23 protein-coding genes and 1 pseudogene are annotated in these 21,555 nt (G+C 66.5%); 20 read left to right on the top strand and 4 right to left on the bottom strand.

Annotation, left to right across the window (positions count from 1 at the left end):
• A pseudogene (pyrH, locus tag ACK4IU_RS12295) lies at positions 1–134 on the bottom strand (UMP kinase); the annotation flags it as partial.
• A gap of 43 nt (positions 135–177) precedes the next feature.
• Here pyrH and miaA point away from each other — a divergent pair.
• The 6 genes from miaA (at position 178) to ACK4IU_RS12325 (ending at position 8,622) form a co-directional block, all read left to right on the top strand.
• Positions 178–1,083, top strand: coding sequence for a tRNA (adenosine(37)-N6)-dimethylallyltransferase MiaA (miaA, locus tag ACK4IU_RS12300; RefSeq protein WP_409735539.1), 906 nt, complete (start codon positions 178–180; stop codon positions 1,081–1,083).
• A 174-nt stretch (positions 1,084–1,257) separates the two neighbouring features.
• Positions 1,258–2,058 (top strand): AraC family transcriptional regulator, encoded by an 801-nt coding sequence (locus ACK4IU_RS12305; protein ID WP_149586805.1) that lies wholly within the window; start codon positions 1,258–1,260, stop codon positions 2,056–2,058.
• Positions 2,059–2,280: 222 nt separating this feature from the next.
• Positions 2,281–3,918, top strand: a complete 1,638-nt coding sequence (locus ACK4IU_RS12310) for an ABC transporter substrate-binding protein (RefSeq protein ID WP_409735542.1) — start codon at positions 2,281–2,283, stop codon at positions 3,916–3,918.
• Between the two features lie 79 nt (positions 3,919–3,997).
• On the top strand, positions 3,998–5,086 hold the full coding sequence (locus tag ACK4IU_RS12315; RefSeq protein ID WP_409735545.1) for an ABC transporter permease: 1,089 nt from the start codon (positions 3,998–4,000) through the stop codon (positions 5,084–5,086).
• A gap of 13 nt (positions 5,087–5,099) precedes the next feature.
• Positions 5,100–6,509, top strand: coding sequence for an ABC transporter permease (locus ACK4IU_RS12320; RefSeq protein WP_409735548.1), 1,410 nt, complete (start codon positions 5,100–5,102; stop codon positions 6,507–6,509).
• A gap of 4 nt (positions 6,510–6,513) precedes the next feature.
• A complete protein-coding gene (locus ACK4IU_RS12325) occupies positions 6,514–8,622 on the top strand; it encodes a dipeptide ABC transporter ATP-binding protein (RefSeq protein WP_409735551.1) in 2,109 nt (702 codons plus the stop codon).
• A gap of 39 nt (positions 8,623–8,661) precedes the next feature.
• Here the strand turns inward: ACK4IU_RS12325 and ACK4IU_RS12330 are convergent, their stop codons facing one another.
• The gene (locus ACK4IU_RS12330; protein WP_409735553.1) at positions 8,662–9,288 is read right to left on the bottom strand and encodes a lytic transglycosylase domain-containing protein; all 627 of its coding nucleotides are present in this window, start codon (positions 9,286–9,288) and stop codon (positions 8,662–8,664) included.
• A 195-nt stretch (positions 9,289–9,483) separates the two neighbouring features.
• Between ACK4IU_RS12330 and ssb the strand changes: the two genes are divergently transcribed.
• The 8 genes from ssb (at position 9,484) to ACK4IU_RS12370 (ending at position 15,408) form a co-directional block, all read left to right on the top strand.
• Positions 9,484–10,008, top strand: a complete 525-nt coding sequence (ssb, locus tag ACK4IU_RS12335) for a single-stranded DNA-binding protein (protein ID WP_409735556.1) — start codon at positions 9,484–9,486, stop codon at positions 10,006–10,008.
• Positions 10,009–10,100: 92 nt separating this feature from the next.
• A complete protein-coding gene (locus ACK4IU_RS12340; RefSeq protein WP_409735559.1) occupies positions 10,101–10,454 on the top strand; it encodes an SUF system Fe-S cluster assembly protein in 354 nt (117 codons plus the stop codon).
• A gap of 159 nt (positions 10,455–10,613) precedes the next feature.
• Positions 10,614–11,192 carry a hypothetical protein gene (locus ACK4IU_RS12345; protein WP_409735562.1) on the top strand — a complete coding sequence of 193 codons (579 nt, stop codon included), beginning with the start codon at positions 10,614–10,616 and terminating at the stop codon, positions 11,190–11,192.
• The gene (locus tag ACK4IU_RS12350; protein ID WP_409735565.1) at positions 11,189–12,004 is read left to right on the top strand and encodes a DUF3307 domain-containing protein; all 816 of its coding nucleotides are present in this window, start codon (positions 11,189–11,191) and stop codon (positions 12,002–12,004) included. Before ACK4IU_RS12345 ends, ACK4IU_RS12350 begins: the two co-directional genes overlap by 4 nt.
• Before the next feature lie 23 nt (positions 12,005–12,027).
• Positions 12,028–12,387, top strand: coding sequence for a HesB/IscA family protein (locus ACK4IU_RS12355; protein WP_409735567.1), 360 nt, complete (start codon positions 12,028–12,030; stop codon positions 12,385–12,387).
• 113 nt (positions 12,388–12,500) lie between these two features.
• A complete protein-coding gene (gene tpiA / locus ACK4IU_RS12360) occupies positions 12,501–13,244 on the top strand; it encodes a triose-phosphate isomerase (RefSeq protein ID WP_409735570.1) in 744 nt (247 codons plus the stop codon).
• A gap of 59 nt (positions 13,245–13,303) precedes the next feature.
• Positions 13,304–14,233 (top strand): DMT family transporter, encoded by a 930-nt coding sequence (locus ACK4IU_RS12365; RefSeq protein WP_409735573.1) that lies wholly within the window; start codon positions 13,304–13,306, stop codon positions 14,231–14,233.
• On the top strand, positions 14,233–15,408 hold the full coding sequence (locus ACK4IU_RS12370; RefSeq protein ID WP_409735576.1) for a cytochrome P450: 1,176 nt from the start codon (positions 14,233–14,235) through the stop codon (positions 15,406–15,408). Before ACK4IU_RS12365 ends, ACK4IU_RS12370 begins: the two co-directional genes overlap by 1 nt.
• A gap of 72 nt (positions 15,409–15,480) precedes the next feature.
• Here ACK4IU_RS12370 and ACK4IU_RS12375 read toward each other — a convergent pair whose 3' ends face one another.
• Positions 15,481–15,942: an Lrp/AsnC family transcriptional regulator gene (locus tag ACK4IU_RS12375; protein ID WP_409735579.1), complete on the bottom strand. Its 462-nt coding sequence runs from the start codon at positions 15,940–15,942 to the stop codon at positions 15,481–15,483.
• A 142-nt stretch (positions 15,943–16,084) separates the two neighbouring features.
• On the opposite strand from ACK4IU_RS12375, the gene ACK4IU_RS12380 reads away from it, so the two are divergent.
• The 5 genes from ACK4IU_RS12380 (at position 16,085) to ACK4IU_RS12400 (ending at position 20,113) form a co-directional block, all read left to right on the top strand.
• Positions 16,085–16,390 (top strand): DUF2849 domain-containing protein, encoded by a 306-nt coding sequence (locus ACK4IU_RS12380; protein ID WP_409735581.1) that lies wholly within the window; start codon positions 16,085–16,087, stop codon positions 16,388–16,390.
• Between the two features lie 7 nt (positions 16,391–16,397).
• Positions 16,398–18,068, top strand: coding sequence for a nitrite/sulfite reductase (locus tag ACK4IU_RS12385; protein WP_409735583.1), 1,671 nt, complete (start codon positions 16,398–16,400; stop codon positions 18,066–18,068).
• The gene (locus ACK4IU_RS12390) at positions 18,058–18,822 is read left to right on the top strand and encodes a phosphoadenylyl-sulfate reductase (protein WP_409735585.1); all 765 of its coding nucleotides are present in this window, start codon (positions 18,058–18,060) and stop codon (positions 18,820–18,822) included. Before ACK4IU_RS12385 ends, ACK4IU_RS12390 begins: the two co-directional genes overlap by 11 nt.
• Positions 18,819–19,220 (top strand): DUF934 domain-containing protein, encoded by a 402-nt coding sequence (locus ACK4IU_RS12395; protein WP_409735588.1) that lies wholly within the window; start codon positions 18,819–18,821, stop codon positions 19,218–19,220. The genes ACK4IU_RS12390 and ACK4IU_RS12395 overlap by 4 nt, the downstream gene beginning before the upstream one ends.
• A gap of 62 nt (positions 19,221–19,282) precedes the next feature.
• Positions 19,283–20,113: a ferredoxin--NADP reductase gene (locus tag ACK4IU_RS12400; protein WP_409735591.1), complete on the top strand. Its 831-nt coding sequence runs from the start codon at positions 19,283–19,285 to the stop codon at positions 20,111–20,113.
• A gap of 139 nt (positions 20,114–20,252) precedes the next feature.
• On the opposite strand, the gene ACK4IU_RS12405 is transcribed toward ACK4IU_RS12400, so the two are convergent.
• Positions 20,253–20,747: a hypothetical protein gene (locus tag ACK4IU_RS12405; RefSeq protein ID WP_409735594.1), complete on the bottom strand. Its 495-nt coding sequence runs from the start codon at positions 20,745–20,747 to the stop codon at positions 20,253–20,255.
• A 208-nt stretch (positions 20,748–20,955) separates the two neighbouring features.
• On the opposite strand from ACK4IU_RS12405, the gene infC reads away from it, so the two are divergent.
• Positions 20,956–21,495: a translation initiation factor IF-3 gene (gene infC, locus ACK4IU_RS12410; RefSeq protein ID WP_149587140.1), complete on the top strand. Its 540-nt coding sequence runs from the start codon at positions 20,956–20,958 to the stop codon at positions 21,493–21,495.
• Positions 21,496–21,555: the final 60 nt, after the last annotated feature.

The raw sequence follows: 21,555 nt of genomic DNA on the forward strand, positions 1-21,555 counted from the left end.
TCGCGGACCGATTTCACCTCTTCGGCGATGCGCGCCACGGTCGGCGGATGCAGGCCATAGCCCTGGTCCCCCATCAGCGCCTCGCCGGAAATCTTCAGCATGACGCGGCTGTATCTGGTGGCTGTCTCCGCCATGGGACCCCTGCATGTCGTTTTCTTGTTTGGACTGGGCCGCAAAATGTCGCAAAACCGCGGCAGGTTCAACCGGGGTTTCCAAGTGCAGACCGCCCTTATCTCGCGCGAGGCGCCGGTCCTGATCGCCGGTCCCACGGCCAGCGGCAAGTCGGCGCTGGCGATGGAGCTTGCCGCGCGCGACAACCGCCTGATCGTCAACGCCGATGCGCTTCAGGTCTATGCCAACTGGCGCATCCTGACCGCCCGCCCCTCGCCCGCCGACGAGGCCGCCCTGCCTCATGCGCTCTACGGTCACGTCCCGCCCGACGCACCTTATTCCGTCGGCCACTGGCTGCGCGAGGTAGCGCCCCTCCTCGACCGCCCGGTGGTGATCGTTGGCGGGACGGGTCTCAACTTCAATGCGCTCACCCGCGGGCTGGCCGAGGTGCCCGAGGTCCCGCCCGAAGTCCGCGCCGAAGCCGATGCTCGCCGCGCCGCCGAGGGGCACGAGGCGCTTCTGGCCGAACTCGACCCGGAGACCGCCGCGCGGATCGACCGCCAGAATCCCGTCCGCGTCCAGCGCGCCTGGGAGGTGCTGCGCGCCACCGGGCTGGGCCTTGCCGCCTGGCAGGCGGACACGCCCGCGCCTCTCGTGCGCCGCGACCGCGCCGAGGCCCTGGTCCTCGTGCCCGAGGTTCCCTGGCTGAACGCCCGGATCGACCGGCGCTTTCACCAGATGCTAACCGAAGGCGCGCTTGATGAGGCGCGGGCGAACCTGGCGGACTGGGACCCGCGACGCCCCTCCGCGAAGGCGATCGGCGGGCCGGAACTGATCGCCCATCTGCGGGGGGAAACGACGCTGGACGAGGCCACCCAGGCCGCCACGCTGGCCAGCCGGCAATATGCCAAACGGCAACGGACCTGGTTCAGATCGAACATGAAGGACTGGCGGCAGGTTTCCCTTCCCTGACATTGGCTTGCCCGGGAAAGTTGCAGCGGTTTCCAACTTATCCACAGCCTTTTGCACAGAAAAATGGAACATCCGTGGACAAGTCTGCCCGGCGCCTCTGAAAGTGCTTGGGTTGCGGTCGCGGCCCTGCTTAACTGCGTTCGTCAGCGCCTCTGCCACGGGATCTGAGTGAACATGCCCATCGCCACGCCTGCCTCGCAACTGCGTCTCGTCGCCATTCCGCGCCTGGCCTCCGGTGGCCGCTGGCGGGTCGAGGCGATGCGGTCGCTTTCGGAGCCCTGCCTGTTGTGGTTCACGAAAGGCCAGGGCCGTATCACGATCTCGGGGGTGACGCGCGGCTACACGGCACATAATGCGATCTTCATCCCCGCGGGCGTCATGCACGGCTTCGAGGCGGGCCCCCAGGTTTTCGGCACCGCCGTCTTCTTCGGCCGCGATCCGAAGGTGGTCCTGCCCAAGACGCCGCAGCACCTGCGGATCCGCGAGGTCCATGCCCAGCAGGAAGTGAACGTCCTGCTTGATTCGATTCTGCGCGAGCTGGAAAGCGACACGCCCGCCCATGACCGCGCGACCGAGGCCTATGTCGGTCTCCTCGGCGTCTGGCTGGAACGCCAGGTGCGCAAGGCCGACCCGCTCGAGGCGCCGCGCCAGGACGCGACGCGCCGGCTGGTGGCGCGCTATACCGCGCTTCTGGAACGCAACTTCCGCACCGGCATGAACGTCGCCGATTTTGCCGCCGCGCTGGGCGTCACGCCCACCCATCTGACGCGTTGCTGCAACGCCGCCTGCGGGCGCCCGGCCTCGGCCCTCCTGCAGGACCGGCGGATCTTCGAGGCGCGCAAGCTCCTGGCGGAAACCCGAATTCCCGTGGGCCGGATCGCCGAACAGCTGGGCTTCAACTCGCCCGCCTACTTTACCCGCGCCTTCCAGCATGTGACCGGAAAGTCCCCCACCGCCTTCCGCCGCGCGGGGTGATCCGATCGCGACAGTCCGCAGTCTGTTTTCGACCACCCAATGTCGCAAATGCGATATCATTGGTCGAAAGCAGTCGTTGACGGATTGCCGAAAAAGATGCGCAATGCGGGCAAGGGGTGTGCAATCGTCTGGACGGTCGATCTGGCCCGCTGATCGCGGTCAGGGCGGATCCAGAGGGGTGGCGACACCACCGCAAGCAAAGAAAAAACTCACAGGGAGACGATGATGAAGGACTTCAACAGCGAGCGCGACCTGCATCCGGCCGCGCGGATGTATGCCGGCGAATATGCCGAGGGCAAGCTCAGCCGCCGCGAGTTCCTGACCCGCACCACGGCGCTGGGCGTGTCGGCGGCGGCGGCCTACGGGCTGATCGGCATGCCCGCCCCCGCCCAGGCGCAAGAGGCCAAGGTCGGCGGCAAGATCCGCGTGGCGATGGAAGTGAAGGGCACCAAGGACCCGCGCCTGGCCGACTGGCCGCAGATCGCCAACATCTATCGCGGCTGGCTGGAATACCTGATCCAGTACAACAACGACGGTTCGTTCGAGGGCCGGCTTCTGGAAAGCTGGGAAGCCAACGAGGACGCGACCCAGTACACGCTGAAGGTCCGCCCCGGCGTGACCTGGAACAATGGCGACCCCTTCACCGCCGATGACGTGGTGCGCAACTTCGCCCGCTGGACCGACGGCAACGTCGAGGGCAACGCGATGGCCTCGCGCTTCCCTGGCCTCGTCAACCCCGACACCAAGACCCTGCGCGACGGCGCCGTGGTCAAGGTGGACGACATGACGGTGCAGCTTAACCTGACCGCCTCGGACATCGCCGTGGTGCCGAACCTCGCCGACTACCCGGCCGCCGTGGTCCATTCCTCGTTCCAGGATGGCCAGGACCCCTCCACCAACCCGATCGGCACCGGGCCCTACTACCCGCAAGAGGTTTCGGTCGGCCAGCGCGCGATCCTCGTGCGCGCGCCGAACCACACCTGGTGGGGCGGCACCGCGCCCTTGGACGAGATCCACTACATCGACTTCGGCACCGACCCGGCTGCCATGGTCGCGCTCTTCTCGTCGGACGAGGTGGACGCGAACTATGAATCGGTCGGCGAATTCATCGACATCCTCGACGGCATGGGCCTGGTGAAGGAGGAACTCGTCACCGCCTCGACCATCGTGGTGCGGATGAACTCGAACTCGGATCTCTACAAGGACAAGGCGGTCCGCTCGGCGGTCCAGCTGGCGGTCGATCCGAAGGTGGTGCTGGAGCTTGGCTACAACAACCTCGGCGCGACGGGCGAGAACCACCACATGTTCCCGATCCACCCGGAATATCCCGAGCTGCCGAAGCAGACGATCAACCCGGCCGGGCTGATGCCTGCGCTGGAAGCGGCTGGCCTCAAGGATGCCGAGTTCGAGGTGATCTCGCTGGATGACGGCTGGGAAGCCGCGACCACGGCTGCGGTGCAGGCCCAGCTCAGGGACGCGGGCATGAACATCAAGCACACGGTCATGCCGGGCTCGACCTTCTGGAACGACTGGCAGAAGTATCCCTTCTCGTCCACGACCTGGAACCACCGGCCGCTCGCCGTGCAGAACATGAGCCTCGCCTACACCTCGACCGGGTCCTGGAACGAAACCGGCATGGCGAACCCCGAGTTCGACGCGCTGATGGCCCAGGCCCTGTCGCTGGCCGACGCCGACAAGCGGCGGGAACTGGCGGCCAAGATGGGCACGATCCTGCAAGAGGAAGGCTACATCATCAACCCGTTCTCGCGGTCGCTGTTCAGCCACCACAAGGACGGCTTTGCCGGCCTCGCCCATCACCCGGCCTTCGAGCATCACCACTACAAGTGGTCGATGGCCTGATCGACCGAAGGGGTTGAAACGACGGACAGGGGCGCGACACTCGCGCCCCTCCCAAAAAGCATAACCAAAGGGGACCGGCATGGGACTGTTCGTGCTCCGGCGTCTGGGAGTCGTGCTCCTGACCGCCATCGCCCTGACCTTCGTGGTCTTCTACCTGACCAACCTGCCGCCCAACCTGGAAAAGCTGGCCCGGACCGAGGGGTCCGTGCGCATGACCGACGAGGCGGTCGCCGACTGGATCGTGAAGAACGGCCATTCCGGGTCGGTCTTCTTGCGCTATGGCCAGTGGCTGGGCGTGGTGCCGGGCTGGACCTATACCGACGAGAAGGGCCAGTCGCGCGGCCGCTGCTTCCAGATCGGTCAGCACGCAGCCGCCGCGCCCCGTTTCTGCGGCATATTGCAGGGCAACTGGGGATATTCGACCTTCTTCAAGGCACCCGTTGCCTCGTCCCTGGGCGGCAAGCTGGCGGCCACCGGCTGGCTCATGCTGGCGGTGATGCTGGTGATGGTCCCGACTTCGCTGCTTCTGGGCGTCCTGTCGGGGATGCGTGAAGGCTCGGCGACCGACCGCACACTGTCCACCTTCTCGATCGCCACCACGGCGACGCCGGAATATGTCTCGGGCGTGATCCTGGTCGCACTGCTTGCCACCGCATCGACCGGCCTCTCGCCACTTCTGGCCAGCTACGGGCTGATCGAGCCGAACAAGACCCTGTTCCTGGCCTCGGCGACCTCGGCGATGGACAAGATCACCTTCTGGAATTTCACCCTGCCGGTGATGACCATCGCGCTCTATGGCATCGGCTACATCGCGCGGATGACCCGCGCCTCGATGACCGAGGTGATGACGCAGCAATACATCCGGACCGCCCGGCTGAAGGGGGTGCCTTTCCGCAGCGTCGTGATGAAGCACGCGCTGCGGAACGCGCTGATCGCGCCCTTCACCGTCATCATGCTGCAGTTCCCCTGGCTTCTGAACGGCGTCGTGATCGTGGAAAGCCTGTTCAACTACAAGGGCTTCGGCTGGACGCTGGTGCAGGCGGCCTCGAACAACGACATCCCGCTGCTGCTGGCCTGTTCGGTCGTGGCGGTGGTCGTCGTCCTTCTGACGCAGCTGATCTCGGACATCGGCTATGTCTTCCTGAATCCCCGTATCCGGCTGGCCTGAGGGAGAGCGCATAATGGATCAGCTGACCTGGACCGGAACCGCAGGCACCCTGCTTCTGCCGCTGTTGCAGATCGCCCTCCTCGCCCTGGCGCTTGGCCTGATGGCCAAACTCCTGTTCGTCCTTGCCGGGCTCGACGGGCCGCGCCTGCCCGCTGCCGATGGCACGATCACGGCCCGCTCGCCCGGCGAATTCGCCTCGCTCGGCATCCGCTACAGCTTCTTCGCGGCCGTCGCCGCGATCTTCTTCATGCTGGCGGCCGGCGCAGTCATGCCCTCGCCGGTCGAGGCCGGGATCCTCGGCGCCATGGCGGTGCGGTTCTGGCCGGTCTGGGCGGCACTGGCCGCGACCTTCGTCCTGTCGCTGCGCTTTCGCCGCAGGCTCGGGCTTTACGGCAAGCTCTTCGATTCCACCGTGGGCATGATCGGCTTTGCCATCGTGATGTTCTGGGTCTTCACCGCGATCTTCGCCGATGTGATCGTCACCCATGACGCCTTCGCCCAGCTTTCCGGCCTGAAGAACAAGCCCCCCGGGATCGCTGCGCCCGACAGCGCCTATGGCTGGTATCTTCTGGGAGGCGACCACCTGGCCCGCGACGTTTTCAGCCGGATGGTCATGGGCGCGCGCGAGGTGCTGAAGATCGCCCCGGCCGCGACCCTCTTCGCCTTCATGGTCGGGATCACGCTCGGCCTGCCTGCCGGCTATTTCGGCGGCAAGCTGGATACCGTCATCTCGTTCCTCGCGAACCTGGTCCTCGCCTTCCCGGTGATCCTGCTGTTCTACCTGCTGGTCACGCCCGAGATCCGCAACACCGGCATCCCGGTCGTGCTGGCGGCGCTGTTGTTCATCTTCCCGATCATCTTCCTGATGGTGCTGTTCAACAGCCGCTTCTACACTGACCCGACCAAGCGCAACATCTATGTCGGCCTGACGCTGCTGATCGGTCTCTGGGCCTATTCCGGCCTTGCCTTCAACCGCGACCCGCTGGGCGTCTGGTCGATGCAGCCGAACATGCTGAACGTCTTCGTCTCGGTCGTCTTCGTGAACTCGCCCGGCGTGTTCCGAATCGTCCGCGGCCTTGTCATGGACATCAAGGCGCGCGACTACGTGGCCGCCGGCCAGACCCGGGGCGAAGGGCCCTGGTACATCATGCTGTGGGAAATCCTGCCCAACGCTCGCGGCCCGCTGATCGTCGATTTCTGCCTGCGGATTGGCTACACCACGATCCTCCTCGGTACGCTGGGCTTCTTCGGTCTCGGCGTCTCCCCGGACAGCCCGGACTGGGGGTCTACCATCGACGACGGGCGCAAGCTTCTGAACCTCTTCCCCCATCCCGCCGTCACCCCGGCCCTTGCGCTGATGAGCCTCGTCCTCGGCCTGAACCTCCTGGCCGACGGGTTGCGCGAAGAAAGCCTGAAGGATTGATGCCATGACAGCCTCTGCCAGCAGCGCCGCCAGCAGCACCTGGGACCCCTCGCAGCCGATCCTGGAGATCGAGCATCTGTCGATCTCGTTCTTCACCCGCCTGCGCGAGATTCCTGCGGTGATGGATTTCTCCTGCACGGTCATGCCGGGCGAGGCGATGGGCCTGGTCGGCGAATCCGGCTGCGGCAAGTCCACCGTCGCGCTGGCGGTAATGCGCGAGCTTGGCAAGACCGGCCGGATCGTCGCGGGGTCGATGAAGTTCAAGGGCCGCGACCTCGCGAAGATGGACGACGAGGAGCTGCGCCACATCCGCGGCAGCGAGATCGCGATGATCTACCAAGAGCCGATGGCCAGCCTGAACCCGGCGATGAAGATCGGCGCGCAGCTGGCCGAAGTGCCGATGCTGCATTCCGGCATGTCGAAGGACGAGGCCTGGAAGCTTGCCCGCCAGATCGTCGCCGACGTGCGCCTGCCCGACCCCGACCGCATCATCAACAGCTACCCCCACCAGCTGTCGGGCGGCCAGCAGCAGCGGATCGTCATCGCCATGGCGCTGATGGCCAAGCCCGCGCTTCTGATCCTCGACGAACCCACCACCGCGCTTGACGTGACGGTCGAGGCCGGGATCGTCGATCTGGTCAAGGAACTGGGCAAGAAATACGGCACCTCGATGCTGTTCATCAGCCACAACCTCGGGCTGGTGATGGATGTCTGCGACCGGATCTGCGTCATGTATTCCGGCGAAGCGGTCGAGACCGGCAGCGTCACCGAGGTCTTCGACAAGATGCGCCACCCCTATACTCAGGCGCTGTTCCGTTCGATCCCGCTGCCCGGCGCCGACAAGAACGCGCGCCCGCTCATCAGCATCCCCGGCAACTTCCCCCTGCCCCACGAACGGCCCAAGGGCTGCAACTTCGGCCCGCGCTGCGACTATTTCGAGAAGGGCCGCTGCGACGAGACCGAAATTCCCATGGCGCATGTTCCTGGCGACGACCGCCACGACACGCGCTGCCTGCGCTGGCAGGAAATCGACTGGTCCGCCCCGCCCGCCAAGCGCGAGGTGAAGGAAAAGGCCGCCATCGGCGATGTCGTGCTCAAGATGGAGGACCTGCGCAAGTACTACAACGTCTCGACCGGCGCCTTCGGCGGCGGGGCCTCCAAGGTGGTGAAGGCGAACGAGACGCTGTCCTTCGAGGCGCGCGAGGGCGAGACGCTGGCCATCGTGGGCGAGTCGGGCTGCGGCAAGTCCACCTTCGCCAAGGTGCTGATGGGGCTGGAAACCGCGACGTCGGGCTCGATCATGCTGTTCGACGAGAACGTGCAGTCCACCCCGATCCAGAAGCGGAACACCGACACCGTCTCCCAGGTGCAGATGGTGTTCCAGAACCCCTTCGACACGCTGAACCCCTCGATGACCGTGGGTCGCCAGATCATCCGGGCGCTGGAGATCTTCAAGTTCGGCAAGTCCGACGCCGAACGCCACCAGCGGATGCTGGAACTTCTGGACCTGGTGAAACTCCCCCGCGCCTTCGCCGACCGGATGCCGCGGCAACTCTCGGGCGGGCAGAAGCAGCGCGTGGGCATTGCCCGGGCCTTTGCCGGCGGAGCGAAGGTCGTGGTGGCGGACGAACCTGTCTCGGCCCTCGACGTGTCGGTCCAGGCGGCCGTCACCGACCTACTGATGGACATCCAGCGCGAGAACAAGACCACGCTGCTGTTCATCAGCCACGACCTGTCGATCGTGCGCTATCTCTCTGACCGCGTGATGGTGATGTATCTCGGCCATGTGGTCGAGATGGGTACGACCGATCAGGTCTTCTCACCCCCCTACCACCCCTATACCGAGGCGCTTCTGTCCGCCGTGCCGATCGCCGACACCAAGGTGGAACGCAAGCGCATCGTGCTTGAGGGCGACATCCCCTCGGCGGTGAACCCGCCGCCCGGCTGCCCGTTCCAGACCCGCTGCCGCTGGAAATCCCAGGTCCCGGGCGGGCTCTGCGACCGCGAGGTGCCGCCGGTGCAGATGCTGGCGGGCGGGCACCAGATCAAGTGCCACCTGTCGGCCGAAGTGCTCGCGACGATGGAGCCGGTGATCAAGATCGCGGCAGAATAGACCTGCGGAGTTGCGGGGCGGGCCATCTGCCCACCAACCCTAGCCCAGGATCGCCTTCACGTAGGTCTTGGTCTCTTCGAAGGGCGGGATGCCGTCGTGCTCTTCCACCGCGCCCGGTCCGGCGTTGTATGCCGCCAGCGCCAGTTCCCAGGTGCCGAACTTGTCGAACATCATCCGCAGGTAGCGCGCTCCACCTTCCAGGTTCTGCTCGGCGTCGTGGATGTCCACGCCAAGCACCTTCGCCGTCTCGGGCATCAGCTGCGCCAGTCCCGTCGCCCCCTTCACCGACACCGCGACCGGGTTCCAGCCGCTTTCCTGCTGCACGAGGCGCAGGAACAGGTCCTCAGGCACGCCATGCTTGCGCGCTGCGGTCTTGGCGACCTCGAGATAGGCGCCCTTGTAGCTGCCGCGATAGGCCGGGATGCCCTTGGCCTCGGCCACCTCCTCGCCCTTCTTGTACTTCGGCGTCAGCTTGACCGAGCCGCTGTATTGTTTCGACAGCTTCTTGTCGATCAGGTCGGATTGCGACTTGAAGATCGAGGTTCGCGATTTGGTCGAGCCGCTGAGGTTCAGCCCCTCGGCCAGGCCGGCTTTCGGAGCACACAGCGCCAGTGCGGCGACCACCGCAGCACGGCCGACGATGCGAAGTCCGAAATCCACGCCCACCCCGTCCGGATAGCCCCTGTCACGACCCGCGCGACTATAGCCATGTCGCCGGAATTTTCCAGTCGCGATTTGCCGCGGGCTCCTGCGGCCCGGCGATGCGCCCCGATGGCTCGGTTGCAGGCGCCGGAAAGGACGGTATAGGTTTCTTAACCATCCGCGGCGAGGCTGCCCCGGAGACACGCAAGGGAGATTCGCATGGCGGGGTCGGTCAACAAGGTCATTCTCATCGGCAACCTCGGCCGCGACCCCGAGGTGCGCAGCTTCCAGAACGGCGGCAAGGTGGTGAACCTGCGCATCGCCACCACGGAAACCTGGCGCGACCGCAACACGGGCGAGCGCAAGGAACGCACCGAGTGGCATTCCGTCGCCATCTTCAACGAGGCGCTGGGCAAGATCGCCGAGCAGTATCTGAAGAAGGGCTCGACCGTCTACATCGAGGGCGCGCTGGAAACCCGCAAGTGGCAGGACCAGTCCGGGCAGGACAGGTACACCACCGAAATCGTGCTGCGGCCCTACAACGGCAACCTGACGCTCCTCGGCGGGCGCGGCGAGGGCGGCTCGGGCGGCAGTGGCGGCTATGACGATCGCGGCGGCTATGATGACGGCGGTCAGGGCGGCGGCTACGGCGGCGGCGCGTCCGGCGGCGGGCGCGGTGGCTTTGGCGGCGGGTCGGGCGGCGGCGGCGCGCGCTCGGACATGGACGACGAGATCCCGTTCTGATCGGGGTCTCCCGCGCTGTCCGGCGGCACTGGACCTTGACCGGGCCATTCCCTATATAATCGGTCAACATCCCGAACCGCCGAGACCGCGCCATGCAGGACCAGACTGAGGGCAAGCCGCTGATCAAGCCCTCGAGCACCGACCATCCGCTCTATCCGCAGATCGTCGAGGCCTGCCGCACGGTCTTCGATCCCGAGATCCCGGTGAACATCTTCGACCTCGGCCTGGTCTACACGATCGAGATCGGCAAGGAGAACGAAGTCGAGATCACCATGACCCTGACCGCCCCCGGCTGTCCGGTGGCGGGCGAGATGCCGGGCTGGGTCGCCAACGCGGTGGAGCCGCTGCCGGGGGTCAAGCAGGTTGACGTGAACATGACCTTCGACCCGCCCTGGGGCATGGACATGATGTCCGACGAGGCCCGGCTGGAACTGGGGTTCATGTAAGCATCAGGTCACAGGACTTGATTTCTTTATTTTAAAGCTTTAGGACTTGATGATCCGTTCATCAAGGTCCGGTTGTTCATGCCTATCGGCCCCGCAGCAGTCCTGACCGGCGATCTGGTTGCGTCAACCCGGCACCCGGCCGGATTGATTGACCGCGCCATGCAGACCCTGCACGAGACCGCCCGGAATATCGGCAGCTGGTCCTCACCACCGCAGGATCCCCGGTTCACCCGGTACCGCGGGGACGGCTGGCAGATGGTCCTCGCCCACCCGCCTCATGCCTTGCGCGCCGCTGTCGTCCTCCAGGCCCGGCTCATCGCGATCGGGCTCCGGACCCGGATCTTCATCGGCATCGGCGCCATCGAGCGGCGCGGGACGGACAGCCTCGCGGACGCCTCGGGCGAAGCGTTCGAGAGGTCGGGACGCGGGCTCGACACTCTGGGCGATGCCCGGACCCTCGGCATCGAAGGATCAGGCGTGATCCCGCAGGATCAGATGATTGCCGACCTTCTGGGCGAACGGATCGGGCGCTGGACGGGACCGCAGGCCGAAGCGGCGGCACTCCAGCTGGCATCCGTGGACAGGGTCCGCACCCTGTCCGACATCGGGGCGCAACTGGGCATCAGCCCGCAAGCCGTGAACGATCGCGTCCGCGGCGCAGGCTGTGCGACCATTGCATCGGTCCTGCGTCGATGGGAAACCCAGAAGGCGCGCGACGGAGGGAGCGGCACCCCATGACCGAAACCCTCATCGCACTGGTCTTCGCCCATGTCCTCGCGGACTTCGTGTTCCAGACCCACTGGATGGTCGCCAACAAGAGCAATCCCCTCGCCCTGGGCCTGCACGGGGCTGTGGTCCTTGCGACCGCCATCGCAGCCACCGGAACCCTGCACCCGGCGCTGCTGGTGCTGGCCCTTGTCCACATCGCGATCGACGCCGGAAAGCTGATCCTGACCCGAACCTCGCCGGCCCTCGGGGGCCTTGCGCCCTTCCTGATCGACCAGGCGCTGCACCTTGCCAGCCTGATCGCGCTGGCGCTCTGGCTCCCCGGTCTCTGGGCCGAGGGGCTCTGGGCTCCGGGGGCAATCGTGACGGGCGATGATGGCGGCATCCTCGGCAGCGGTCTGTGGTCCGACGAGGTGGCCTTGCCGACAAGCCACCTGCCCGCGCTCATGGTGCTGGCGACCGGCTTCCTCCTCGCCACCCGCGCGGGGGGGTTCGCGGTCGGTCTCCTGATGCAGCCCTTCGCTGCCAGCCTGGCCGAGGGCACCGGGGCCGAGGGCCTACCCGGCGCGGGCCGGGTGATCGGGCTTCTGGAACGCGGGCTGATCTTCGTCCTCGTCCTGATCGGCCAGCCGCAGGGCGTGGGCCTTCTGATGGCCGCCAAGTCGATCCTGCGCTATGGCGCGCTGAAGGAGGACCGGGCACTGTCGGAATATGTCATCATCGGCACGCTCGCCTCGTTCGGATGGGCGCTGGTGGTCGCCTATGCAACGCTCGCCGGTCTTGCGCTGCAGCCCCCGCTTGGAATTCCGCCCGCGACGCCCTAGATTACGGCCAAAGGAGTTCCCCCATGTTCGGCATTCCCGGCAAGGCCGCCGTCACCCTCACCCCCGCCGCCGCAGGGCAGATCGCCCGGCTGATGCAGCGCGAGGGCAGCCAGGGACTGCGCATCGGCGTCAAGAAGGGCGGCTGCGCGGGCATGGAATACACCATGGAATACGTCACCTCGGTCAACCCGCTGGATGAGGTGGTGGAACAGGACGGCGCCCGGGTGATGATCGCCCCCATGGCGCAGATGTTCCTGATCGGCACCGAGATCGACTACGAGACCGGGCTGATCGAAAGCGGCTTCAAGTTCCGCAACCCCAACGTGGTCGAGGCCTGCGGCTGCGGTGAATCGATCAAGTTCCGCGACGCCGCCGGCGCCTGACCTCCGGTCTTCTCAGCCAGCCCATGCCGATGAACGCAGTGTTGCCGATCTGTGGCCTTTTCCTTTCCGGCGCTTCAAGCTAGGCGTGTGCCGACTGCACGAGGACCAGACAGATGAAGAAGCTCGCCGCCGGAAACTGGAAGATGAACGGAACCATGGCCTCGCTGGCCGAGGTGACGGCGCTTCTGGAAGGGCATCCCCGGCCTGCCTGCGAGATGCTGCTCTGCCCGCCCGCGACGCTGATTGCCGCCATGGCGGCGCAGGCGCGCGGCACGGCGCTGAAGGTCGGCGCGCAGGACTGCCACCCCAAGCCGCAGGGCGCCCATACCGGAGACATCTCCGTCGCCATGCTGCGCGATGCGGGGGCGACACATGTCATCGTGGGCCATTCCGAACGCCGCACCGACCATGGCGAGACGGACGCCCTGGTGCGTGCCAAGGCCGAGGCGGTGGTCGATGGCGGACTGACCGCCATCGTCTGCATCGGCGAAACCGAAGCCGAGCGTGACGCGGGCAAGACGCTTGCCGTGATCGGCAGCCAGCTCGACGGCTCGATCCCGGGGGGCGCGACAGCGGCGAACTTGGTCGTGGCCTATGAACCGGTCTGGGCCATCGGCACCGGCCGCACCCCAACCCTGGCCGAGATCGCCGAGGTGCACGGCTTTCTCCGCGGCCGCCTGCGCGGGCTGATCGGGCCCGAGGCCGAAAAGGTCCGCATCCTTTACGGCGGGTCCGTCAAGCCGTCGAATGCCGCCGACATCTTCGCGGTCCCTCATGTGGACGGGGCACTCGTCGGTGGGGCAAGCCTCAAGGCCGCCGATTTCGGCGCGATCGTCGAGGCGCTTTCGGCCGCCTGACGACATGGCCTGTCGCTGATGCATCAGCCTGCGCCGGCCGCTGCGCCTAGCTTTCCCGAATGACCGCGATTTCCCCCGAAGCGCGCCGGTCGGTCCTGACCGCGAATCTGATATGTCTGGCCTCGATGGTGGTCTGGGCCGCGGGCCTGCCCGCCGCCGACCTCATCATCCCGCACATGCCGCCCATTGCACTGACGGCGGCGCGGACCACTCTGGCTGCCCTCGTCCTCCTGCCCTGCTGGATCGCGGTCGAGGGTCTTGGCACCGTGACCCGCGCCAACTGGGCGCGGGGTGCCTGGGTCGGCTTCGTCACGCTGGGCCTCGCCTCGTTCTTCGTCATCATCGCCTTGCAGTTCAACGACCCCGTCACCGTGGCCATCGTCTCGGCCGCGATGCCGGTGGTCGGAATCCTGCTGGAATGCCTCGCCGACAAGCGCCCCGTCACCCGCGCCCTGGCCCTGGGCCTTGCGCTGTCCCTGATCGGTGGCCTCATTGCCGTCAGCGGAGCCGAGGGCCAGGTGGACTTCGGTCTCGGGGTCCTCGCCGCGCTGGCCTCGGTCACGCTCTACACCTGGGGCTCGCGCGAGACGGTGAAGGCGCTTCCCGAACTCACGCCGCTAGGCCGGGTGTCGATCACCGTCGCGGGTTGCGCGGTGGTGGCGCTCATCGTGGCGCTGGGGGATGGGCTGATCCGCGGCACCTGGCCGGACTGGGCGGCCATCGGCCCGGCCGAGTTCGGGGGACTGGCGATCTTCGGCATCGGCTCGATGGCGCTCAGCCAGCTTCTGTGGATCATCTCGGTCGGCCGCATCGGCATTGGTGCTGCCTCGATGCACATGAACGCGGTGCCGTTCTACGTCATGCTGATGGTCTTCCTGCTTGGCGGCCCCTGGAACTGGGGCCAGACGCTGGGCGCGGCGATCGTCGTTACCGGCGCCCTCATCGCCCAGGGGCTGATCGCCCCGGGCCTCTCCTCCAGACCCCGATGATGCAGACCCTTTCGCAATCCCCCACCGATCCCGCCTTCGTGCAGGACCCCTACCCGTTCTACGAACGCGCCCGCGCACTTGGCCCCTTCTTCCGCTGGGAGGATTACAACCTGACCTGCACCGGCAATGCCGCCGCGGTGAACGCGATCTTCCGCGACCGCCGCTTCGGGCGCGAGCCGATCGAGCCGCCCGTCATCCCGCCGCATCTCGCCCCCTTCTACGCGGTCGAGGCGCATTCCATGCTGGAACTGGAACCGCCCCGCCACACGCGCCTGCGCAACCTGGTCCTGCGCGCCTTCACCTCGCGCCGGATCGCGGGCCTCGCCCCCGACATCACCGAACTGGCCGAAGAGCTGATCGGCGCCTTTCCCGCGGGCGATTTCGACCTGTTGCAGGCCTTCGCCCAGCCCCTGCCCGTCCGCATCATCGCCCGCCTCCTTGGCGTGCCCGAAGAGATGGCGCCGGATCTCCTGCGCTGGTCGAACGCGATGGTCGGCATGTACATGGCCGGGCGCACCCGCGCCATCGAGGATCGTGCCGTCGCCGCGACCGAGGCCTTCGTCACTTTCCTGCGCGGCTATATCGACCAGCGCCGCGCGCGTCCCGCCGACGACCTGATCACCCAGCTGATCGCCGCCGAGATGGAGGGGGAGCGCCTTTCGACCGATGAGCTGATCTCGACCTGCATCCTTCTCCTGAACGCCGGGCACGAGGCGACCGTCCACACCATCGGCAACGGGGTCAAGGCGCTTCTGGAAACCGCCACGCCCCCCAAGGCCCTCGCCCCAGAGGCCGTGGAGGCGACGGTCGAGGAAATCCTCCGCTTCGATCCGGCGCTGCACATGTTCACGCGCTGGGCCTACGAGGACGTCGAGGTCATGGGCCATACCTTCCGCCGCGGCGACCAGGTCGGCCTCCTCCTCGCCATGGCCAACCGCGATCCCGGCGCCTGGGACAATCCCGCCCGATTCGACCCGACCCGGCCCGCGAAATCCATCACCACCTTCGGCGCGGGCCTGCATTTCTGCGTCGGCGCGCCGCTCGCCCGCCTCGAACTGCAGATCGCCCTGCCGATCCTGTTCCGCCGCTGCCCCGGCCTGACCCTGGCCGAGCCGCCGCGCTATGCCGACGTGTTCCACTTCCACGGCCTGCGGCACCTCATCGTCCGCCGCTGACCTGCCCTTGCCCTTTTCCCAAATACTTTCAGGGGGTGCGGGGGCAGAATGCCCCCGCGGGCCGGAGCCAGGTCATACCGGCAGCACGGTGGTGGACTTGATCTCCTCCATGCTCAACAGCGCGGTCACGTTGTAGATCTTCACCTCGGAAATCAGGGCCTGGTAGAAGGTGTCATAGGCCCGCGCGTTCTTCACCCGCACCTTCAGGATATAGTCGATGTCGCCGGCCAGCCGGTGCGCTTCCAGCACCTCGGGCCGCTCGCGCAGCGCCTTGAGGAACCTGCGCTGCCACTCAGCCTCGTGCTCGCTCGTGCGGATCAGGACGAAGAAGCAGGCCTCCAATCCCAACGCCTCGGGGTCGAGGATCGCGGTGGTCCGGGTAATCACCCCCTGCTCGCGCATCCGGCGGATCCGGTTCCACACCGGCGTCTTGGACGAGCCCACCTTCCGGGCGATCTCGTCCAGCGACTGCTCGGCATCGGCCTGAAGCTCGGACAGGATTTTCCGGTCCAGATCGTCCAGCGCGGCGCTCATTCCTTATTTCCCCCCATTCCCGGAACACGGGTTCCCCTTGCCAGCAGTATCGGAACATCCGTCCTTATCTGCAAGGCACTCTGGCCCCGGAACAGGAAAGTATTCTATATTCAGGGCAGATTTCCAGTCCCCGAGGGCCCCGATGAGCCGCCGTTTCACCCCCAAGGTCGTCACCGCCAACCGCCTGCGGGAGGGCGACGTGGTCTATCTGACCGCCGACGACCGCTGGTCGACCTTCCACCACGAGGCGGAACTGATCGAGGACGAGGCGCATGCCCAGATGCGGCTCCTGCATGCCAATGCGCAGAAGCTGGCCATCGTCGGCGCCTACCTGGCCGATGCCCGCCCCGGCCGGAAGGGCCCCGAGCCCACCCATTTCCGCGAGGAATTCCGCACCCGCGGCCCTTCCAACTACCACCACGGCAAGCAAGCCGATCTGGCCAGCTGAGGACGCGATGTATTCCTACTCCGATTTCGACGAAGCTTTCGTCCGCGCCCGCGTCGCGCAGTTCAGTCAGCAGGTCGCGCGTCGCCTCGACGGCAGCCTGACCGAGGAGGAGTTCCGTCCGCTGCGCCTGATGAACGGGCTTTACCTGCAACTGCACGCCTACATGCTGCGGGTGGCGATCCCTTATGGCTCGCTTTCGCCCCGCCAGATGCGGCAACTGGCCTACATCGCCGACACCTGGGACAAGGGCTACGGCCATTTCACCACTCGGCAGAACATCCAGTTCAACTGGCCGAAACTGCCCGACGTGCCCGCGATCCTCTCGGCCTTGGCCGATGTCGAGATGCACGCGATCCAGACCTCCGGCAACTGCGTCAGGAACGTCACCGCCGACCATTTCGCCGGCGCCGCCGCGGATGAAATCGACGACCCCCGGCCTTACGCCGAACTCCTTCGCCAATGGTCCACCGACCACCCGGAATTCCAGTTCCTGCCGCGCAAGTTCAAGATCGCCATCACCGGCAGCCCGAACGACCGCGCCGTGACCAAGGCACATGACATCGGCCTGCGCATGGTCCGCAACGCGGCGGGCGAGCCCGGTTTCGAGGTCATCGTCGGCGGCGGTCTGGGCCGGACCCCGATGATCGGCGTCACCGTCCGCGACTTCCTGCCCGAGGCGGACTTGCTGCCTTACGTCGAGGCCGTCCTCAGCGTCTACAACACGCTTGGCCGCCGGGACAACAAGTACAAGGCGCGCATCAAGATCACCGTGCACGAGACCGGCCGCGAGGCGATCACCGAGATGATCGAGGCCCGCTTTGCCCAACTGCGCCCCCTCTTCGGCGGCGCCGACCAGAAGCTCTTGGCCGAGATCCGGCAGGCCTTCGCGCCCCCCGCCTTCCGCAACGCGCCCACGGATGCCTACGACGCCTTCCATAAGGCCGACCCGGTCTTCCGCGCCTGGGCCGACACCAACCTGACCCGGCACCGCAACGACCAGTATGCCATCGTCACGATCAGCCTGAAGGCGCATGGGGCAACCCCGGGCGACGCGACCAGCGACCAGATGCGGCTCATCGCCGATCTGGCCGAACGCTATGGCCATTCCGACTTGCGGATCAGCCACGAACAGAACGTGATCCTGCCGCATGTCCACAAGTCGGACCTGCCCGCCCTGCACGCCCAGCTGGTCAAGGCAGGTCTCGGCACCGCCAATGTCGGGCTTCTCTCCGACATCATCGCCTGCCCCGGCATGGACTACTGCGCGCTGGCCACAGCCCGCTCGATCCCCGTGGCGCAGGAACTGGCCACCCATTTCGAGGCGCTGAAGCTGGAGCACGAGATCGGCCCGCTGAAGATCAAGATCTCGGGCTGCATCAACGCCTGCGGGCACCACCATGTCGGCCATATCGGGATCCTCGGCCTCGACAGGGCAGGGGTGGAGAACTACCAGATCACCCTTGGCGGCGATGGCACCGAGGACGCGGTGATCGGCGAAAAGACCGGCCCTGGCTTTGCCTTTGACGAGATCGTGCCGGCCATCGAACGCATCCTGCGTGCCTATCTCGACCTGCGGCTGGAGCCGTCGGAAACCTTCCTGCAGGCCTTCCGCCGGGTCGGGATGGAGCCGTTCAAGGCCGCGCTCTACGACGCCGAAGGGGAACGGGATGCCGCGTGACGCCGGCCATCACGGGCGCCACGAAGGCCCGGTGGCCGGGCGTGTCGCGGCGCTGAACGCGCGCTACAAGCACCATTCGGCGACGGCCGTGCTGGAACATGCGCTGAAGGACGACGACCTGGGCCGGGTGGCGCTGGTTTCATCCTTCGGGGCGGAGTCGGTCGTGCTTCTTCACCTCGTCTCGGTCATCGCGCCCGAGACGCCGGTCCTCTTCATCGACACCCGGATGCTGTTCCAGGAAACGCTGGATTATCAACGGGAACTGGCCGAGAAGCTGCACCTCTGCGACATCCGCACGATCCGGGCCAATCCGGCGCGGGTCAGCTTCGAGGACCCGGACGGGACCCTGCACCAGTTCAACACCGACGCCTGCTGCGCCGTGCGCAAGGTGGAACCCCTGGAACGCGCGCTTGCGCCCTTCGACGGCTGGATCACCGGCCGCAAGCGGTTCCAGAACGCGGACCGGGGCACGATCGACTTTTTCGAGAACGAGGGCGACTTCCGTATCAAGGTCAACCCGCTCGCGCATTGGGGCCGCGAGGACATCGAGGAATACATGGTGGAAAACCGCCTGCCCCGGCATCCCTTGGTGGCCAGGGGCTACCCTTCCATCGGCTGCGCCCCCTGCACCAGCCCGGTGAAGCCCGGCGAAGACCCCCGTGCAGGCCGCTGGCGCGGACAGGCCAAGACCGAATGCGGCATCCATTTCATCGACGGCAAGGCCGTGCGAACCCCCAAGGAGAACGCCGCATGAGCGTTGTCGTGACCGATGCGGGCTTCGGCCCGGGAACCGAGGCCGAGGTCGTGGCCCTGGACGACCTGACCGATCAGACCGCCGTGGACCTGTTGAACACTGACGACCCCGCCGCGCTGGCGGGGCATATCGACCGGCTGCGGCTCATCCGCGTGGCCTTCCCCGCCTTCAATGACGGTCGCGCCTTCACCATCGCCCGCCGCCTGCGCGAGATGGGCTATCGCGGGCAGCTTCTGGCCTTGGGTCCGGTGATCGCAGACCAGTTCGCGATGCTCCGCCGGGTTGGGTTCGACGGGGCCGAGATCCCCGATGACCTCGCCGCCCGCCAGCCTGCCGAGCAATGGCAGTTCCGGGCCGACTGGCGGGCGCATCATTATCAGGCCCGCCTGCGCGCCTGACTTCCGCTTGACCTCAATCAACGCTAGACACGGAAAGCCGGTCTAAGGCCGGGATGATCCTCATGACCGAAGCGACCCTGATGACCGAAGCAAGCCCCGTCGCCGCCAAGCCGCATCTGCCCGATGCCCAGACCGTGACTGCCGTTCGGCACTGGACCGACCGGCTGTTCTCGTTCCGCGTGACACGGCCCAAGTCCCTGCGCTTCCGGTCGGGGGAGTTCGTGATGATCGGGCTCCTCGACGACAAGGGCAAACCCCTGCTTCGCGCCTATTCCATCGCCTCGCCGGCCTGGGACGAGGAGCTGGAGTTCTACTCGATCAAGGTGCCGGACGGCCCGCTGACCAGCCGGCTTCAGCACATCCAGCCCGGCGACGAGATCATCCTGCGCCCCAAGCCCGTGGGCACGCTGGTCCATGACGCGCTCTTGCCCGGCAAGCGGCTGTGGTTCCTGGCCACCGGCACCGGGATCGCCCCCTTCGCGAGCCTGATGCGCGAGCCCGAGACCTACGAGAAATACGACCAGGTCATCATGATGCACACCTGCCGCGAAGTCGCGGAACTGGAATATGGCCGGCAACTGGTGGAAAGCCTGAAGGATGATCCCCTGATCGGCGAGCTGGTGGGCGACAAGCTGATCTACTATCCGACCACCACGCGCGAACCCTTCCATCACATGGGGCGGGTGACCGACAACCTGTCCTCGGGCAAGGTCTTTGCCGACCTGGGCCTGCCGAAGATGAACCCGGCGGAAGACCGGGCCATGGTCTGCGGCAGCCTTGCCTTCAACATCGACGTGAAGGCGATCCTCGAGGGATTCGGCCTGCGCGAGGGGGCGAACTCGGATCCGAAGGAATTCGTGGTCGAGAAGGCCTTCGTCGGGGACGGAATCTGACCCGTGTCCACGGTGGTCAGATCGGGATAACATAGTCCGACCAAAGGGATAGAGGATCGCGTTAAGGTGGTCTTAACCCAATGGCAAAGGCCGCAGGAACCATCCTGCGGCCTTCGTCCTGTCCGGCATCAGCCGAAGATCACATGCCAAGCGCGGTCTTGACCTGGGCGATGGTGTCGGCAACCAGCGCCGGGTTGGCCTTGGCGGCCTCGACAGCGGTCTTGAGGGTCGCCTTGGTCGCGTCATCGAGCGAGGAACCGTCGATCAGGGCGACCACGGAATCCGCGTTGAAGTTCGCCGGGTCGAGGGCGGCCGCGGCATCGGTGACGGCCTGAGCCGCATCGGTCGCGGCTTCGGTCGCGGCCTGGGTGGCCTCGGTTGCAGCCTGGGTCGCAGCTTCGGTGGTGGCCGTGGCGGCGGCGGCAGCCTCGTCGGCAGCCTTCTGGGCAGCGGCGGCGGCCTCCTCGGCGGCCTTGGCAGCGGCCTCCTCGGCGGCCTTGGCTTCAGCCTCGGCCTGAGCCGCGGCGGCCTCGGCGGCTTGCTTGGCTTCCTGAGCGGGCTTGTAGCTGAACTGGTAGTAGCCGCCAGCAGCCAGCAGGACGACGATGGCGCCGATGATTACGGATCTGTTCATGTCATATACTCCTATGGCCGGAGCCCCGGGTCCGGATGCGGGTCATATGGCAGTTTGTCCCCGCAATGAAAAGCCCGTGGGGGATGCGAGGGGCGAAAAACCCCCAGAACCGCGGAAAACTTGGGAAACCGTCCGCCTCCCGGGTTGCAGAGCCGCCCGCGCTCGCCTAGATTGCCGCCGCGAATTCAACCATCAAAGGACGACTGCCATAGCCCGCAGACCCCACAATGCCCCGCCGCAACGCGAAACCGGTCCCCGCATCAACGACCGCATCCGCGCTCCGGAAATCCGCCTGATCGGCGCGGATGGCGAGAATGTCGGGGTCGTCACCCCGGCTCGGGCGCTGCAGATGGCCGAGGAAGCCGGACTGGACCTGGTGGAGATCTCGCCGACCGCCGTGCCGCCGGTCTGCAAGATCATGGACTTCGGCAAGTTCAAGTACGAGACGCAGAAGCGCGAGGCCGAGGCGCGCAAGAAGCAGAAGATCATCGAGATCAAGGAAATCAAGTTCCGTCCCGGCACCGATACCCATGACTATGACGTGAAGATGCGCTCGGTGCTGAAGTTCCTGGGCGAAGGCGACAAGGTGAAGGTCACCCTGCGCTTCCGGGGACGCGAGATGGCGCACCAGGAGCTGGGGCTCGAGCTTCTGAACCGCGTTGCCGCCGATGTGGGCGAGGCGGGCAAGATCGAATCCATGCCCAAGCTGGAAGGCCGGCAGATGGTGATGATGGTCGCGCCGAAGTAAGGGCCGCGCCTCACGGGTTACGATCCACATCGGGCCGCGCTCCATCGGGGCGCGGCCCAT

The organism is Tabrizicola flagellatus (genome assembly GCF_046295235.1).
Taxonomy (GTDB): domain Bacteria; phylum Pseudomonadota; class Alphaproteobacteria; order Rhodobacterales; family Rhodobacteraceae; genus Tabrizicola; species Tabrizicola flagellata_A.